We start from the raw sequence: 17,757 nt of genomic DNA, 5'->3' as shown, positions 1-17,757 counted from the left end.
AAAATATGAAAAATATAATAGTTGGGCTTGCTTGTTATATTATATTTCTAATATACGAGTGGTCGAATGTAAACCCTGTTGAAGCAATTATATTGTTATCTATTTTATTATTTATACCGATGTCATTTTGTATTATTGACAAAGAAACAAGAAATGGATCATATTTATTATTTTATAAATTTGGAGAATTTTTATATCCAATAGCAGCAGTTAGTGCGATGCTAGCTTTCGTAACAAATCATTTCATTTTTGCTCTTCTTTGGCTTATGTATACTGGGATTATTGCATTATTTGGTGTAAGTAGATTACTAGAAAGAGGATGGAAACCGTTAGAAGAGACAGCTATTGATAGTGCGTTTATATATTTGTTTTTAGGTGGTTTCTGGTTTTTTGCTTCAGTAGCAAAACTTTCCATTATGCATTTTAGTTCTGACATTGTTTTACTCACAGCTGCACACTTTCATTATTCGGCATTTCTATTGCCGTTATCAGCTGGTTTAATTGGGAGAAAAAGAGAAAAGAGAAGTAAAGTATATGATGCTATTATGTTTATCATCGTCATTTCACCTATGACAGTTGCAGTAGGAATTACGTACTCAAGGGTATTTGAATTTTTTGCAGTGTTCCTATATTTATGTGCTATTTATGGTTATGGGATTTATGTTTTGCGCACGAAATTTAATGCTATCAGTGCAAAGGTTCTCCTGATCATATCGTCTAGCATACTAATGGTAACAATTATGTTTTCGCTTATATACTCATATGGGAATTTGAAATATGTAATGACGATTACAATTGCACAAATGGTTTGGATTCACGGTGTTGTAAATGGAATTGGAGTAGCGTTACTAGCATTTGTCGGCTGGATCATTGAAAAGAGTACTCCGAATTATAAATATTACAGGAAACCAATGAGCAGATTAAGAGGAAATGCGACAGTTGGTGAAGCATTTTTACATAACAGAAATTTAATAGATAGCAAGGAATACAACGGTTTAGTTGATAAAATGAAGGATTTTCATAGTGAGGCATTTGACATGGCGAAGATTCCTTTAAGTATTATTCGTTTTTATGAAAATACAAAAGAGTATGAGTTACAATCGCATATTAAATGGACTCGTTGGTTCCGCCCGTTTGCATTTTGCTATGAGAAAATGAGTAAGCGTGTAGGACAAATACATTTAGGAATGGGCGACAAGTGGGAAACGATGCATGGCTCTATCATAGGGGTAATAGATGAGAAGGATGGAAGAGAGAATGTAAGGGCTTGGCTAAGAAAAAATGAAGCAGGAGAATCTATTTTTGTAGCTCTTTACTCAAAACATACATATAAGAATGAGACATACATGAATATTGGATTACCTTTACCATATTCGAATATGATGGGGGTTTTGAAATTATGTAATAGGAGTAATGATTTAATTATTACTAGTAAGCTGAGAAGAAATGGTAAGGGGGATGAGGGGATTTATTTACATACTCGTTTCTTTACAATACGTTTACCGTTAGCAGAGACATTTATTATTAAAGAGGGTGCAAATCAAAGGTTAGAAGCTAACCATAAAATGTGGATATTCGGAATCAAGTTTTTAGAAATTGATTAAGAGATTAAGAGATTAAGAGATTAGAGGAGAAGTAAGAAAAGCTTGGGGAGATTCCAAGCTTTTTATGTATGGGTAATTGTCATAGCAACTTGTTTATTTAAGTCTCGGTCCCAAACACGTTGAATTTCAAACGTACCTTTTTCAAAAAATAATGGGAATTTCTCTTTAAACCAATCTTGCATAGGAAGATTTAGTGCTGTGCCGATTGGTACCCATAATAATTCGCCTTCAGGAGGATTCAAAAGGAGTTCACCTTCAAATGAATCTGTGCATTAGTTAAATACCATATATCGAACATTTTCTTTCGGATTTACGTATTCATCTAATCCCTTAAAAGTTAAATTTGAAACAAGTAATCCAGTTTCTTCTTCTACTTCTCGCTTAGCAGCCTGAACGATACTTTCTGGAAAATCTACCTATGAAACCAGGGGAGCCTAGATGATCGGGGCGCTGTATTAGCAATACTTCGTTATTCCGCTGAATCATACACATTGTATAAATACGGTGTTCTATATCTTTCCAATTCTTGCTCATACGAATCTCTCCTCTTAAAAAATAAGAATCTTATAGTTTCTAACTATAGTTATTTGTTCCAAAAAATACAATAATAATACAAAATATAATTGAGTATTAATAATTTTCAAAACTATAATTAGTCTGTTACATAAAAACATTGTATTTGAGAGGGGAATATATTCTATGAAAGTTTCGATGTTGCCAAATATCGTTTAGCTAAATAAAAAAACATCGTTTGCTAAGCCCATCGTCTATATAGAGATGGGCTTTTTATATGGACTTATATAATTTTGTATCGAGATAAAAAGATATATCGTATTATGCTGATTATAAATAAAATAATGGTAGATTAGTTTATTTTTATCACGTATACTTTTACTGTTGACTAATTAATTGAATTAAAAGTTTGTTAGTTTAATAGGGAAAATTTTATTAAAAAGGGAGGCAAGTTAACACGGGACAAGCATATACATAACGTGTTAAAAAATATGAAAAAAAGTATTTCTAATGTGTTAGCAGTGACAGTCGCACTTCAAGTAGTGATGGCTCCAGCAACTTCATTTGCAGCTGAAAAGGAATTTCCAGACGTTCCGAAAGATCATTGGTCATATAAAGCAATTACTAATTTAACGTCAAAAGAAATTATTGCAGGATATGATAATGGTAAGTTTGGATTCGGGGATGTTGTAAATCGTGAGCAAGTAGCCGCATTAATATATCGTACATTAAAACCAGAAGCGAAAAGCGAATATAAAAATCCATACTCTGATATTAGCGAAGGGACAACAATGTTCCAAAAAGAAATTTTAGCTTTAACAGATATGGGGATTTTCGTAGGTGATGGTAAAGGAACATTTAGACCGAAAGAATCTTTAACTCGTGCGGAAATGGCTGTAATTTTACAGAGAGCCTTTAAACTAAAAGTAATAGCTAATCATACATTTAATGATGTTCCTAAAAATCATTGGGCAAATGATGCGATTAGTGCATTAGAGTCTAACGGCGTTGCTGCAGGTAATGGCTCAGGTGCATTTAATCCAACTAGTGTTTTAACACGTGAAGAATATGCGCAATTTTTATTTAATGCCATGGCCTCATATATCGATTTAGATGTAACATTACCTTCTAATGTAACAGCTCAAGAGATTGATAATTATATTAAAAGATATCATCCCGATAGTCCGCTTGTTGGAGTTGGACAAGACTTTATTAAAGCGCAAAACGAGTATGGCGTGAACTCTTTATATTTAGCAGCACATGCAATCTTAGAGTCTGGATACGGGAAATCAGAAATTGCATATCGTAAACATAATTTATTTGGACTACGAGCGTATGATTGGGACCCATTCGCACATGCAAAATATTTACCATCTTATGGATTAAGTATTTCATACAATGCTGATTATGTGAGGAAGAATTACTTAGAACAAGGTGCTAAGTATTTCAAAGGTTACACATTACCTGCGATGAATGTAATGTATTCAACTGATAAAGAATGGGCTGGCAAAATTGCTAATATTATGGAACGTATTAAGCCTTTCAATAACAAAGATTATCAAAATGTAAAACGATTACCGAAAAACCCTAATACATTAAATGTAGATGCATTAGGCGAAACAATTCCATATAAAGATTACGCAAAAGATGCGAAAGCTACTGTTCAATCAGTAGGATCTTACTATCAAGTTCCATTCCCGTTTAACAATCCAATAAAGAGTGTACCAAACGTTACACAAAATGAAGTTGGAAAATTAGAAAATGGTACAAAAGTAAATGTATATCGTGAAGATCCAAATGGCTGGGTAGAATTCTCACTTGAAAATGCGCCAGAAAAATATTGGACATTGAAGAAGAATTTAAAATTATAAATAAAAAAGGTGTTTTCATATATGAAAACACCTTTTTTATTTATATTCAACACGTGATATTTGTAGATTCATTATGATTTTCTTTTTTGTATTTTTACCAATAATTTAACAGTTTCATATATAATTAAAGGTGTTAAAGATTGAATTTTCTGTGTTCAATCTCAGATATTAACTTAATTTGAAAAGAGGAGAGAGATATGCAAGGAGAAATACCAACAGAGAAAAATTTAAGTTATGTCGGTAAATTGTTATTGCCAATTAAAGTGTCACCACACTTTAAGTTTTTATGGATTGGGCAATTACTTTCGACTTTAGGTAGTTCGATAACGATGGTTATTTTGCCAGTCGTTGTGTATTCATTAACTGGTTCAACAGTTGTAATGGGAATAACTATGGCAATGTACATGCTTCCTAATATTCTTGCGTTACCGTTTGCTGGATTAGTCGTGGATCGAATTGATCGGGTGAAATTAATGTTATTTACAGATATAATTCGCTGCATATTAATGCTATTACTTGCAACACTGATATTTATGGGCGTTTTAACAATTCCACTTCTATATGTACTCGTAGCATTATATGGACTTATGGAAGGGATATTTCAGCCGGCGTATGCGGCTGTAAGAGCGAAAGTATTTGTACCGGAAATTCGAAATGCAGCTAATGCATTAACGCAAATGAGTAATCAAGGTATACGACTAATTGGACCGGCTCTTGGAGGATTGATCGTTTCAGTTGCATCTGCCGGAATAGGATTTGGACTGGATGCAGTAACGTATTTGCTATCATTTTTATGTTTATTATTTTTAAGAGAAATAAAGTTCAAAAAGGTAAAAACCATTGAAAAGAGTAAGATCGATTACAAACAAGAGTTTATGGAAGGTGTTTTAGTTTTAAAAAGCCACCCGTGGCTATGGATTACAATTTTAGTCTTTTCTTTCATAAATATTTGTTATGCAGGAATTATCGTTGTGTTAATTCCATGGTTGTTTAATGTTCATCACCATTTTGATGCTTACGTATATGGATTGGGTATGGCTTCTTCTGGTGCTGGAGCTGTAATTGCAGCACTAATTTTCGGTGGGAGGCAGCAGTGGCGTAAGAGGGGATTACTTGCATATGGTGGTGTGTTAATAAGTGGAATAGCACTATTAATTATGCCTTTCGTTTCTGGGGCACCTGCTTTAATAGCTTTAATGGCAATGGAAGGATTCGGTATTATGATATTTGGGCTCATTTGGGAAACAAGTTTACAAGAGCTTGTACCAGAAGAAGCATTTGGAAGAGTGGCAAGTCTTGATATGTTAGGTTCATTTGCTTTATTGCCATTAGGATATGTGATTGTAGGTTGGTTAGCTACTGTAATAGGTGGCAAGATAACAATTATAATGCTAGCTATTTTAGTACTCATAACAATTGGGATGGCATTGTCTGTACCAAGTATTCGGCGGTTCGATTGATTATGTAGGCTAAAAGGGGGATATGGTATATGACAATAGAAAGCCTAAATGATTTAGTAGTAGATAAGTCGGGATGTAAATACGTTTTGGGAGAAAAGGTATTTGAAGTAAGGAATTTTACTGTGTATATTGCTACGCCTATAGGAAGTGAAATGGCATATAGTCGATTGATTTTAATGAAGCACCTTTCTAATAAAAAATCATCCGTACATATTTGGTATAAAAAACTTTGTATGGAAGCAACGACAGTGGAAATTGCAAAAGAAGTGACAGAAGTAATTCAATCTGGTTTTGTAAATAAAGAGTAAGCCCTAATCCAATTAGGGCTTATTCTTCATTAAACACAAATGTTTGTTTCATTTTTTTACCCTCATTTACTGGATGACCGTTGTAAGAGAAATTCTTTTCTTCCCAAGTAATAACGACTTTGAAATTATGGCTATTAAAGTCTAATGGGAATACCATGTAGTCAAAGCTTGTATGACTTTTTGAAACGTTGTTATTTATTGTAGTAGGATTAAAAGTAGCTTTAGATGTAGGTGTGTTATCAAGTATTTCCACTGATACATTTGAGGCATCATTACCGATGTTTTTTACGAATAAACTATACGTATCATATACACCGTGTTTTGGTTGCGCCGCTTGCTTGTTTGAGTTATGAGATTTGTCAATTTCGATATACCACTGTGTAGACTTTGACGCAATTGGTAGTGATTGAAATGTGTATGCGCTAGCTTGCATTGGTAGTGCTAAACATATAAGCGTAAAGAGAGTTATTATTTTGCGTTTCATTTTAGAGAGCTCCCATTCTTTAATGGATTTATTTGTTATTATCTTCTCTTTGTGAAAAAATATACCATATAATGTAAGGCGATATTGTAAATAAGAGAGGCTGTTTTTTGTCTTATAAAAAGAATATACTAAAAATTCTGTATAAATTGTTTATTTAATATAGTGAAATATGCTAGAATAATTTGAAAGCGTTTCCTTATATAGGTCTAAGAAAATGCTTTTTGAAGGGGAGGGGATAGAAGTGATTACATTTTTAGTGTCAATCGTCGTATTGATAATCGGTTATTTTACATACGGAAAGTTTATTGAAAAGATATTTGGAGTAAATTATACAAGAAAAACACCGGCATATGTGAATCGAGATGGAGTAGACTATGTACCTATGGATAGGCGAAAGAATTCTATGATTCAATTACTTAATATTGCAGGTACTGGTCCTATATTCGGGCCAATCTTAGGTGCTTTATATGGTCCAGTTGCATTTGTTTGGATTGTGATAGGGGCGATTTTTGCAGGAGCCGTTCACGATTATCTTACAGGGATGATTTCTATACGAAATAAAGGGGCGCATATTCCTGAATTAGCAGGGAAATTTTTAGGGAATGCAATGAGACATATTGTAAATATTTTTTCACTATTACTTTTAGTATTAGTAGGAACTGTATTTATAACAACGCCAGCATCATTACTTGATATCGTATTGCAAGGAAAAGTGTCAATAACTATTATCTTATCTGTAATTTTCATATATTATATTTTATCTACAATCTTACCGATTGATAAAATTATCGGAAAAATTTATCCACTATTAGGTGCCTTATTGTTAATAAGTGCTATTGGTATAGGTGGAATGATGATAATAAAAGGCTCTCCGATTCCAGAGTTAACGTTTGAAAATATGCATCCAGACAATGCACCTATTTTCCCATTATTAATGTTGACGATTACGTGTGGTGCCTTATCAGGATTCCACGCAACACAATCACCAATTATCTCACGTACACTTCAAACGGAGAAACATGGCCGTTATGTATTTTTCGGTATGATGATTGCAGAAGCGATAATTGCGATGATCTGGGCAGCTGCGGCGATGAGTATTTTCTCTTACGGTGAATTAAATGAGTTAATTAAATCGGGTACACCAGCTGCGGTTGTAAGTGAGATTTCGAAGACGATGTTAGGTGCTGTTGGTGGCACAATAGCTGTTATTGGGGTCATTGTATTGCCAATTACATCTGGAGATACAGCATTCCGTGCGGCACGTTCTATAATTGCGGACTATTTCAATTTCAATCAAACAAAATTAAAAAACCGTTTAATCATTGCGATTCCATTGTTTGTTATTGCATATGGCTTGACGAAGATTGATTTTTCACTATTATGGAGATATTTCTCTTGGGCTAACCAATCAACTGCGGCAATTGCACTATGGATTGGAACGATGTATTTATTTATTAAAGGAAAACCGTATATTGTAGCTTTGATTCCGGCAATATTTATGACGCTCATGACAGTCGTTTATATTTTAAATGCGAAGATTGGTTTTAATATTCCACTAAATACAGCGTATATAGTAGGTGCGGTTATTACAGTTATTTTAACTGCTATATTCTTTATAAAAGCTGTGAAAAATAAAAAAGAGAATATTGAAGTAGACGTGCAATTAGAGAAGGAAGCTGTGTAGAGATTTTCTACACAGTTTTTTGTAATATGAAAAAATTACCAAGTATATGTTAAAATAATATTGTCATACAACAAGGGGGATTTGTTTTATGGAAAATGGACATCTTGCTAAAGTAGATTTAACGAAAAGAATTGATTCGAAATCTAAGTACAATAAGAAACTCGAAAAATATCAAATGCGTTTATTAGCACTACAGCAAATTTTAAAAGAAGAGAAAATAGCCGTTATGCTCGTTATGGAAGGTTGGGATGCGGCAGGTAAAGGCGGAGCGATTAAGCGAGTGACTGAACATCTTGATCCACGCGGATTCCAAGTAAATCCAATCGGAGCGCCTGCTCCCCATGAAAAACGGTATCATTATTTGCAACGTTTTTGGCGGAAACTTCCTCAATATGGGCAAATTACTATATTCGACCGTTCATGGTATGGTCGTGTATTAGTTGAACGTGTTGAAGAGTTCGCCACAAAGGAAGAGTGGACGAGGGCGTATGGTGAAATTAATGATTTTGAGAAGTTATTAACAGATGATCATTACATAATAGGAAAGTTTTTCTATCACATTAGTAAAGACGAACAGTTGAAACGATTTAAAGAGAGAGAGAACAACCCTCTTAAAAGATGGAAAATTACAGATGAAGACTGGCGTAATCGTGAAAAATGGGATGAATATGTCGAAGCAGTGGAAGACATGTTTGAAGAAACAGATAAGCCGAATGCTAAATGGAATATTATTGCGAGTAATGATAAATTATACGCTCGTTTAAAAACATTGAAAGTAATTATTTCGTTAATTGAGGATTATTTCGTAGAGCATGGTATAGAATTACCTTCTTATTACTATGAAATAAAAGAAGGTGAGAAAAAGGAAATTAAATCTGTGCAAGATGTAGGGGGTAAATAGCATAGAGAGATTTTGTCATTATTAGAGGTAGGTATGAAACATGAGAAGGAGCTGTCCCGTAAGTAGGTGAAACTAAACTATGGGACAGCTTTTTTTAGTTAGAATGTATTTATATTAGATGAATCAATGAGAGTGTCGTTCAAATAACGAATACAATTGTCATTGAATATGAAACAATAATTATAGTACATTAACAAAAGGAATTAATTTTAAAAGGAGGGTGAGAAAATGCTAGGTAAGGCGGAAACTTCAGTAAATAACCATATGTATACAGAAGAAGAGCAACAAAAATTATATAAACGAACGTTACTAATCGTAAGTATTTCACAAATGTTCGGCGGAGCGGGATTAGCTGCTGGAATTACAGTAGGTGCACTTCTTGCGCAGCAAATGCTTGGAACAGATGCATATGCAGGATTACCGGCTGCTATGTTTACAATGGGATCTGCAGTAGCGGCTTTCTTCGTTGGGAAGTTATCGCAAAAATATGGTCGCCGAATAGGACTTGCAACAGGGTTTATAGTAGGGGGACTAGGGGCTATTGGAGTTGTATTAGCTGCTTTAACAAATAATATTATTCTATTACTAGTCTCTTTACTCATATATGGTTCAGGTACAGCTACAAATTTACAAGCGCGTTATGCTGGAACGGATTTAGCGAATAAGAAGCAGCGAGCAACTGCTATTAGTATTACGATGGTAATGACGACTTTTGGTGCAGTTGCAGGTCCAAATTTAGTAGGTGTAATGGGAAGGTTTGCTCATTCAATTGGAATTCCTGAACTTGCTGGTCCGTTCATATTATCGGCAGCTGCATTTATACTAGCGGGTCTTGTCCTATTTGTTATGCTTCGTCCAGATCCGTTAATTATTGCTAACATAATAGAAACATATAAACAAGAACATACATATAAAGGGCGACCAGTAACAGAAGAAATGATAGAAAATAAGCGTGGTGTTACTGTTGGAGCAATTGTTATGATACTTACTCAAATAGTGATGGTTGCGATTATGACGATGACGCCAGTTCATATGGGACACCACGGTCATGGATTAAGTGCAGTAGGGCTTGTAATTGGTTTTCATGTAGGTGCAATGTACCTTCCATCACTTGTTACAGGAATGTTAATTGATAAAATTGGCCGTACTACGATGAGTATAGCTGGTGGGATGATTTTACTTGCAGCGGGTGTCATAGCTGCGATAGCACCGAGTGATTCTTTACTATTATTAATTGTTGCTCTTTCTTTACTTGGATTAGGATGGAACCTCGGATTGATTAGTGGTACAGCACAAATCGTTGACTCCACAACTCCTTCTACACGTGCTAAAACACAAGGGAAAATAGATGTTTTTATTGCGTTAGCCGGAGCTTCAGGTGGAGCGATGTCAGGAATGGTAGTAGCTAACTCCAGTTATGCCGCATTATCATTAGCGGGAGGAGTGTTAGCATTATCGCTAATCCCTGTTGTGATATGGTCTCGAAAAGGGGCAAGAAATTAAAGTAAAGAGAGGTTCTAGTTACTGACTAGAACCTCTCTTTATATACTTAACTTAAATCCCACTCCACAATAAGCCCTAAATGCGTAAGACCACCACCAAATCCATACAGCAAAAGTGTGTCTCCATTAGTTAATTTTCCTTCTTTTCTAGCTAAATCTAGAGCGAGTGGAATGGAGGCTGATGATGTATTCCCCATGTATTTTACACTTGTTAAAGTTTTTTGAATTGGAATTTCGGTTTTCTCACAAATAGATTCAATCATTCGTAAGTTAACACTATGTGGGATGAACCAGTCTATATCATCTATTTGCATATTTGCGGTATGTAATAAATTTTTTATACCTGCTGGCACTGTGCGTGTTGCCCATTTATATACTTCTCTTCCGTTTTGAACAATTTTTTCATTTGTTTGCAGTGGTGTGCCATTCATAGTAGTAGATAAGTTTGTTCTGTATAGATTAATGCCGCCGTCACCGTTTGTTCCCATGTGAGTAGCGATAAAGCTTGGTTTGTTTTCATCTCTTTCTAATAAAATAGCTCCAGCACCATCACCGAACAAAATACAGGTCGTTCTATCGGTGTAATCAGTAACTTTAGATAATGTCTCTGTCGCTATGACAAGTACTTTTTGATGTGAACCAGAAGTGATTAAGCCATTACCGACGTGCAGTCCGTATGTGAAACCAGCGCAAGTCGCATTTAAATCAAAAGCTAGTGTATGAGGTATGTCGAAGTATTGTTGTATTTGGCAAGCAACACTAGGGAAAACAAAGTCAGCAGTAGTGGTAGCGACAATGATACAGTCGACATCTTCTAAGCTTTTCTTATATGTTTTACATAAATTTTCAATTGCTTTAATGGCTAAGTGAGAAGAGTATTCTTCTTCACTAGCGATTCTTCTTTCCTTCATTCCTGTTCTTTGCACAATCCATTCATCATTCGTATGGACCATCTTTTCTAAATCGTTATTAGACAATATTTGCTTTGGAACATAAGTACCGATTGCAGTAATACGAGATTTAGAATTCATAGGAACATCTCCTAACTTATTTTTATAACCTGATACTAATATCAGGTTATAAAAATGTCAATAAAGACTTTTATTGTATTGAAACGATAATGTTTAATTCACTATGGAGGAATTTGGCGAATGACGTAAAAATAATATACGGAAAGCTTCTAAAATTGATAATGTGAAGGGGTTTGAGATTCTTGAAAAGAATCGTATATGTATTGTCTCTTGTTTTAATTTGTAGCTTTACTTATTTTATTTTACCAGAGAAGTCTTATGCTTGTGATTGTACTAAAGCATCACCAGAAGAGAGGTTACAAAAAAATGATGTAGTGTTTGAAGGTAAGGTGTTAGAAGTTCAAGAGAAAGATGGAGAAATGAAAACATTATTTGAAGTGAAGAAAATTTGGAAAGGGACAAGCTCTTCGCAAGCTATTATATATACAAGTTTTAGTAGCTGTGCATTTCATTTTGCAGAGGGAGGAGAGTATCTAGTCTTTTCTTCTTATAGAGGAGAGGAAAAGTTAGAGACATCTATTTGCAGTGGAACGAAGAGATTAGATGAGGCAGAGATTGAGAAAAATACTTTAAGTCATATTGCAAAAGAGTCTGTTCCGACGAAGAAAGTGGATTTAAAAGGTGAAATGATAAGCAGTTTAAGTTGGTGGCAAGTGGCTATCATTTCTATAGGTCTGTTATTGATAATTGCTGTTGTTATTTTTATTGTGAGAAGAATGCGCAAAAAATGACGATTAAAGTAAAAATACAAAGATTTTCTTTCTATTTTTATAGGTGGTTTAATCTTGTGAAAGTGAATTACTTATGCTACACTTTATGTAACTTAAAATGAACGGAGGGGCTTCCTTTGATCTTAATCAGATTACGTCTCAATACTTTGTGCCGATAATTGAATAGCGCTCAAAGGCTCTGTCTGTGTACAGAGTGAACGGGATTGGTCTGCCTATTTTAAAGGAACCCTTTATTAAGCTTATATGTGAAAAAGAGGGAGGGACGAATACGCCCTCTTTTTGTTTTGCCTTTATAAATAGAATGGGATAGTATAGGTGAACACTTGTTGGATACGTATACTATCTTGGGACTTTTTGACCATGTTATAGGACGAAAGCACTGCTTTCTTCTATTTCTTTGGTGAACCCTTATCCGTTTACGAAAACACAGGCAGTGACCTGTGTTTTTTATTTTGCGTAATCGAAATGGAGGAATAAATATATGGAAGAATTATTACAAAGAGCAATATTAGTTGGAGTAAATTTAGGTAATGAAGCTGATTTTGCGTATTCGATGGAAGAGTTAGCGAATCTTACGGAAGCTTGTGATGTGGAAGTAATCGGTCAAGTGACGCAAAATTTACAACGAGTAAATCCGTCGCATTATATTGGAAAAGGAAAGATTGAAGAGGTAGCAGCGTATGTGAAAGAAGCCGATGCGAATATGGTTATCTTTAATGATGAATTATCTCCTTCTCAAATTCGAAACTTAGAAGAGGATTTAGATTGTAAAGTAATTGATCGTACCATTTTAATTTTAGATATTTTTGCGCAGCGTGCGAAAACGAAAGAAGCACAGTTGCAAGTAGAAGTGGCCCATCTTCAGTACATGATGCCTCGTTTAATCGGTCTTCGTGAATCGTTAGGAAGACAGAGCGGGGGAGTTGGCACGAAAAATAAAGGTGTCGGTGAGAAGAAGTTGGAATTAGACCGTCGTAAAATTGAAGAACAGATTGCAGCTCTAAATAAAGAATTAGAGGCACTTGTTGCACAGCGTCAAACGCAGCGTAAACAACGTAAGAAAAATGAAATTCCAGTTGTGTCATTAGTAGGATATACGAATGCAGGTAAATCAACAATAATGAATACAATGCTTGAAATTTTTAATGGTACTGTAGAAAAACAAGTATTTGAAAAAGATATGTTATTTGCGACATTAGAGACATCTGTACGAAATATTGATTTGCCGGATAATAAATCATTTTTATTAACGGATACTGTTGGATTTGTAAGTAAATTACCGCATCATCTTGTGAAAGCATTCCGTTCAACGCTAGAGGAAGTGGCGGAAGCAGATTTACTCATTCACGTCGTAGATTACTCAAATCCTAATTATGAGCAATTAATTGATATTACAAATGAAACGTTAAAGAAAATTGGCGTGGAAAATATCCCGACGATTTATGCATACAACAAATCAGATATAGTAGATGTTGAAATTCCGAAAGTGCAAGAAGATCGCGTTTATTTATCTGCGAAGAAACATGTTGGAATTGAAGAGCTTGTAGAAATGGTTCGCTCACACATTTATAAAGAGTATACGAAGTGTGAAATGTTAATTCCATATGATCAAGGACAGGTAGTTTCTTATTTCAACAATCATGCACACGTTTTATCTACGAGTTATGAAAACGAAGGTACGAAAATGGAACTAGAATGTAAGACGAGTGATTACGAGAAGTATAAGCGCTTTGCTATTTAATAGAAAAGGCGATCCTAATATTTTTTTAGGATCGCCTTGTTCTTCATAGTTGGACCCCTTTCCTTCGTCCTGTCCCAGTATAAAAGAAAATACAGAGAGTTCATATAAATAAATCCGACAAAGCATATAGAAAAAATATATTTTTTTAGAAGTTGAATTTCTGGAAAAAGAAACGAAACCAGTATAGAATAGAAATGTTTCAAAAATCAGAATTTATTACACCTACTGTAATAAATATATATTTTGTACAGAAAGGGGAGATTCATATATGCAGGCAGTTTCACAAAAAAGTACAGTGGAAACACCGACGATATATCGAATATTATTTGCGATTAGTTTCGGACATTTTTTGAATGATTCGATGCAAGCGGTTGTACCAGCGTTGTTTCCTATTTTGGAAAAAACGATGAATTTATCTTATATGCAAGTAGGGTGGATTGCGTTCGCGTTAAATATGACGTCATCGATTATGCAGCCGGTTTTTGGTATGTATTCAGATAAGAAGCCGTCACCATTTTTATTACCGCTCGGTATGTTTTCGAGCATGCTTGGGATGATTGGGCTGGCGTTTGCTCCGAACTTTATTATTGTTATTATTTCTGTTTTATTTATTGGATTAGGTTCCGCGGTCTTTCATCCTGAAGGTGCCCGCGTTGCTTATATGGCGGCAGGTGCCAAACGTGGTTTAGCACAAGCGATTTATCAAGTGGGAGGAAACACAGGGAATTCTCTAGCCCCTATTTTTACAGCATTAATTTTCGTTCCGCTCGGTCAAATAGGCTCTTTAGGTTTTACAGCCTTTGCAGCAGTAGGAATTGTATTACTAATTTTTGTATCAAATTGGTATAGAAATGAATTAGCCACTGGTGCTGTTAGAAGGAAAAAGAGGGCTGCACTTGAGGCGGAAAATGCAATTGTAAGTACACATATTAAATTTGTTATTATACTTCTTGTTTTTCTAACATTTGTACGTTCTTGGTACGGTGCTGGTATCGGGAATTTTTATCAATTTTACTTAATTGAGCATTACGGTTTATCTATAAAAAATGCCCAGTATTTCGTATTCGCATTTATGATTGCTGGTGTATTAGGTACTTTCTTTGGTGGCCCGTTAGCAGATAAATTCGGTAAGAAAAAGATAATTGTATTTTCAATGCTCGGTTCAGCGCCGCTTGCACTTTTACTACCTCACGTTTCACTCGTGTGGGTTGTACCATTATTTTTATGTATTGGTTTTATTAGTTCAAGTAGTTTTAGTGTAATTGTTGTATATGCACAAGAGCTTGTTCCTGGAAAAGTAGGGATGGTATCAGGATTGATTGTTGGCCTTGCGTTTGGTCTTGGAGCATTAGGTGCTGTAGTCCTTGGAAAATTAGCTGATATGTATAGCCTTCAATTTATTATGCTATTATGTAGTGGTTTACCATTAATTGGACTTACTTCATGGTTACTGCCAAATGATAAGAAAACGATAGAATAGGGGATGCACTATGAAATTATGTGAAAACGTTACAGAATTAATAGGAGATACACCTGTCGTCCGATTATCTAAATTTATTCCAGAGGACGCAGCGGATGTGTATGTAAAACTGGAAATGTTTAATCCGTCACGCAGTGTGAAAGATCGTGCTGCCTATAACTTAATTCATATTGCCGAGGAACACGGTCTCATTAAGCCAGGTGATACAATTATTGAACCGACAAGTGGAAATACGGGAATTGGCTTAGCGATGAATGCAGCTGCTAAAGGATATAAAGCGATTTTAATTATGCCAAATAATATGTCCAAAGAGCGTATTAATTTATTGAAAGCATACGGAGCAGAAGTAGTTTTAACACCAGCTGAACAAAGAATGCCAGGAGCAATTGCGAAGGCGGTAGAGTTACAAAAAGAAATTCCAAATAGTTTTATTCCGCAGCAATTTGAAAATCCAGCAAATCCGAATATACATCGTTATACGACTGCACTTGAAATTTATGAACAAATGGATGGAGAGCTTGATGCATTTGTAGCAACGGCGGGAACGGGTGGAACAATTACAGGGATCGGTGAAACGTTAAAAGAGAAACTACCAAACTTATACATTGCAGTAGTAGAACCGAAAGGATCCCCAGTGTTATCTGGCGGTGTTCCAGGCCCTCATAAACTAGTAGGAACAAGTCCTGGTTTTATTCCGAAAAACTTAAATACAGAAGTGTATAACGAAATTATTCAAATTGCAGATGAAGAGGCATTAACGACAATGAGAAACTTAGCAAGACAAGAAGGTTTATTAGTAGGGCCGTCTTCAGGAGCTTCTGTTTACGCAGCAATTATGATTGCAAAACGCTTAGGCGCTGGTAAAAAAGTTTTATGTATTGCACCTGATACAGGTGAGCGTTATTTGAGTATGGGATTATTTGAATAAAAATGATAGAAACCCCTTAATGGTGAAATAGAGCTATTAAGGGGTTTGTTGTAGGTTATTAAGAGAGGGGAAGCACAATGAAACTATTAAAACCAACAAATGAATATAGTGAACAAATTATGGAATATCGGGAGGCATTTTTACATGCCGGTGAACAACCACACGGTAGTAGTTCTCTACAAAATTTTGCTTCTCTTGATAAATGGTTTGCAAAAGTGAGTATACAAGAAGTAGGAGAAAGCTTACCATCTAACCGAGTGCCGTCTAGTCAGTTTTTAAGTATTGAGAAAGGAGAACTTATTGGTTTTGTGAATATTAGACATCGATTAAATCCAGAATTATTACTGGAAAGCGGTCATATCGGTTATAGTATCGATCCGAATAAACGTCGCCTAGGTTACGCGACAAAACAATTGAAACTTGCATTAAGTGAAGCGCAAAAGTTAGGGTTGAAGAAAGTGTTAATAACTTGTGATAAAGCTAATATTGCTTCGGCTAAAACGATTCAAAAGGTTGGCGGTGTGCTAGAAAATGAAGTAGTTTCTTCTAATTCTGGCGAAATTGTTCAGCGTTATTGGGTAGAAATATGATTTAGTGGAAATTTGAAAAGGTAATATAATGTTTAATATCGAAATAGATAAATGAAAAGTAAGGGGAGTACTGCGGTTTTAGGGGGAAATGCAATGGGATTAAAAGAGAAAGCGATAGAGATGTCGGAGATTTATAGGCAAAACCAGAAAGTTGAAGCTATTATTTTAGCAGGATCTGTAGCGAGAAAGTTAGAAGATGAACATTCAGATATTGAATTACATATTTTATGGTCAGAACCACCAGAGGATGAAGAGCGTCTAGGTCCAATTAATAATATTGGTGGAACGATTTTGTCATATCATCCCTATGAGGATGAAGAATGGTCGGAAACGTATTTGACGAAAGACGGAATTAAGCTAGAGATTAGTAACTTTTTAACATTGACAGTAGAAAAAATTATTTCAGAAGTTATAGAGCAGTATGATATAAATTATGAGAAACAATGTATTGTATCATCGGTTCATGATGGTGTGAGTTTGTATGGAGAAGTAAAAGTACATGCTCTAAAAGATAAAGTTGAAGCATTTCCAGAAGAACTGGCGAAAAGGATGATTTCAGAAAACCTTTGGTTAAGCAATCGTTGGCATAATCGAGAGGCACTTTTGAAACGGAAAGATTGGCTTATGCTATATGATGTCATTTGTGAAGCGCAAAGGGATTTATTCGGTGTTTTATTCGGTTTGAATAGAATGTACGTGCATCATCCTGCATTTAAATGGATGCCATATAATGTGGAACGAATGAGTATTAAACCTGAAAATCTATATGAGCGTATGGCGAATACGTTAATAGGGGAACCGGAGTATAGTGTACAGGAGTTAGAAGTGTTAATTGAAGAGGTATTACATTTAGTAGAACAATATGTTCCAGAATTAAATGTTGCTGAACAACAAAAGCGTATTCAATATGCAAAGTGAAAAAGAAGAGA

The 17,757-nt window shown here is 35.0% G+C and carries 15 protein-coding genes and 1 pseudogene; 13 read left to right on the top strand and 3 right to left on the bottom strand.

The features are described 5' to 3' along the window. Positions 1-5: 5 nt before the first annotated feature. A complete protein-coding gene (locus tag ACP6L7_RS03410) occupies positions 6-1,604 on the top strand; it encodes a YndJ family protein (RefSeq protein WP_430528889.1) in 1,599 nt (532 codons plus the stop codon). 62 nt (positions 1,605-1,666) lie between these two features. Here ACP6L7_RS03410 and ACP6L7_RS03405 read toward each other — a convergent pair. Further along, positions 1,667-2,138 (bottom strand): annotated as a pseudogene (locus ACP6L7_RS03405) (NUDIX domain-containing protein). Positions 2,139-2,608: 470 nt separating this feature from the next. On the opposite strand from ACP6L7_RS03405, the gene ACP6L7_RS03400 reads away from it, so the two are divergent. The 3 genes from ACP6L7_RS03400 to ACP6L7_RS03390 all read left to right on the top strand — a co-directional run bounded on the left by ACP6L7_RS03400 (position 2,609) and on the right by ACP6L7_RS03390 (position 5,756). After that, positions 2,609-3,988 carry an S-layer homology domain-containing protein gene (locus ACP6L7_RS03400; RefSeq protein ID WP_097831844.1) on the top strand — a complete coding sequence of 460 codons (1,380 nt, stop codon included), beginning with the start codon at positions 2,609-2,611 and terminating at the stop codon, positions 3,986-3,988. A gap of 197 nt (positions 3,989-4,185) precedes the next feature. Further along, complete coding sequence (locus tag ACP6L7_RS03395; protein ID WP_097831545.1) at positions 4,186-5,448, top strand: MFS transporter; 1,263 nt, start codon at positions 4,186-4,188, stop codon at positions 5,446-5,448. A 29-nt stretch (positions 5,449-5,477) separates the two neighbouring features. Continuing rightward, a complete protein-coding gene (locus ACP6L7_RS03390; protein WP_430528888.1) occupies positions 5,478-5,756 on the top strand; it encodes a hypothetical protein in 279 nt (92 codons plus the stop codon). Positions 5,757-5,775: 19 nt separating this feature from the next. On the opposite strand, the gene ACP6L7_RS03385 is transcribed toward ACP6L7_RS03390, so the two are convergent. Then, entirely contained in the window at positions 5,776-6,240 is a 465-nt protein-coding gene (locus ACP6L7_RS03385) for a hypothetical protein (protein WP_098361797.1), read from the bottom strand. 241 nt (positions 6,241-6,481) lie between these two features. Here ACP6L7_RS03385 and ACP6L7_RS03380 point away from each other — a divergent pair, with 241 nt between their 5' ends. The 3 genes from ACP6L7_RS03380 (at position 6,482) to ACP6L7_RS03370 (ending at position 10,328) form a co-directional block, all read left to right on the top strand. Beyond that, entirely contained in the window at positions 6,482-7,924 is a 1,443-nt protein-coding gene (locus ACP6L7_RS03380; protein ID WP_097831542.1) for a carbon starvation CstA family protein, read from the top strand. An 88-nt stretch (positions 7,925-8,012) separates the two neighbouring features. Then, on the top strand, positions 8,013-8,825 hold the full coding sequence (locus tag ACP6L7_RS03375; RefSeq protein ID WP_097831541.1) for a polyphosphate kinase 2 family protein: 813 nt from the start codon (positions 8,013-8,015) through the stop codon (positions 8,823-8,825). 228 nt (positions 8,826-9,053) lie between these two features. Next, on the top strand, positions 9,054-10,328 hold the full coding sequence (locus tag ACP6L7_RS03370) for an MFS transporter (RefSeq protein WP_097831540.1): 1,275 nt from the start codon (positions 9,054-9,056) through the stop codon (positions 10,326-10,328). A gap of 46 nt (positions 10,329-10,374) precedes the next feature. Here the strand turns inward: ACP6L7_RS03370 and ACP6L7_RS03365 are convergent, their stop codons facing one another. Then, a complete protein-coding gene (locus ACP6L7_RS03365) occupies positions 10,375-11,358 on the bottom strand; it encodes a ketoacyl-ACP synthase III (RefSeq protein WP_097831539.1) in 984 nt (327 codons plus the stop codon). Between the two features lie 182 nt (positions 11,359-11,540). Here ACP6L7_RS03365 and ACP6L7_RS03360 point away from each other — a divergent pair, with 182 nt between their 5' ends. From ACP6L7_RS03360 to ACP6L7_RS03335, 6 genes are all read left to right on the top strand, one after another. After that, positions 11,541-12,089: a cobalamin biosynthesis protein CbiN gene (locus ACP6L7_RS03360; protein WP_141533452.1), complete on the top strand. Its 549-nt coding sequence runs from the start codon at positions 11,541-11,543 to the stop codon at positions 12,087-12,089. A 481-nt stretch (positions 12,090-12,570) separates the two neighbouring features. Beyond that, positions 12,571-13,830 carry a GTPase HflX gene (gene hflX, locus ACP6L7_RS03355; RefSeq protein ID WP_071770040.1) on the top strand — a complete coding sequence of 420 codons (1,260 nt, stop codon included), beginning with the start codon at positions 12,571-12,573 and terminating at the stop codon, positions 13,828-13,830. A 268-nt stretch (positions 13,831-14,098) separates the two neighbouring features. Next, a complete protein-coding gene (locus ACP6L7_RS03350; protein WP_097831537.1) occupies positions 14,099-15,310 on the top strand; it encodes an MFS transporter in 1,212 nt (403 codons plus the stop codon). Positions 15,311-15,320: 10 nt separating this feature from the next. Then, positions 15,321-16,238, top strand: a complete 918-nt coding sequence (cysK, locus tag ACP6L7_RS03345) for a cysteine synthase A (RefSeq protein WP_097831536.1) — start codon at positions 15,321-15,323, stop codon at positions 16,236-16,238. Between the two features lie 77 nt (positions 16,239-16,315). Next, a complete protein-coding gene (locus ACP6L7_RS03340) occupies positions 16,316-16,828 on the top strand; it encodes a GNAT family N-acetyltransferase (RefSeq protein WP_097831535.1) in 513 nt (170 codons plus the stop codon). A gap of 93 nt (positions 16,829-16,921) precedes the next feature. Beyond that, positions 16,922-17,746: a DUF4037 domain-containing protein gene (locus ACP6L7_RS03335; protein WP_097831534.1), complete on the top strand. Its 825-nt coding sequence runs from the start codon at positions 16,922-16,924 to the stop codon at positions 17,744-17,746. The last annotated feature ends 11 nt before the right edge of the window (positions 17,747-17,757 follow it).

Source organism: Bacillus silvicola (assembly GCF_050524305.1).
In the GTDB taxonomy this organism is placed as follows: domain Bacteria; phylum Bacillota; class Bacilli; order Bacillales; family Bacillaceae_G; genus Bacillus_A; species Bacillus_A cereus_AT.
Note: the sequence above shows the minus strand (reverse complement) of the source record. Positions and strands in the feature narration are given on the sequence as shown.